The 247-nt window shown below is 50.2% G+C and carries 1 pseudogene; it reads left to right on the forward strand.

The features are described from left to right. Window positions 1-247 (forward strand): annotated as a pseudogene (locus tag H5187_RS24470) (IS21 family transposase); the annotation flags it as partial.

A 247-nucleotide genomic window follows, 5' to 3' on the forward strand; every position in this document is an offset into this window, starting at 1 on the left:
ATTTGACGTTGCAGTTAGTATTCGATGAAATGCGTGAGAAAGTCGGTGAGCCTTATTACAGCTATAGCCACTTCTGCCGCGCCTATCGGGAATGGGTGGGGAAACAACGGTTGTCGATGCGTCAGCATCATAAAGGTGGTGAAAAGCTGTTTGTGGATTATTGTGGCCCCACACTGACCATCACGTGCCCCACAACGCAGGAAACACGGACTGCTCAAGTATTTGTTGCCGTGCTCGGCGCATCAAA

Origin of the sequence: Pseudoalteromonas sp. SG44-1, from assembly GCF_014164315.1 — a bacterium.
In the GTDB taxonomy this organism is placed as follows: Bacteria; Pseudomonadota; Gammaproteobacteria; order Enterobacterales; family Alteromonadaceae; genus Pseudoalteromonas; species Pseudoalteromonas rhizosphaerae.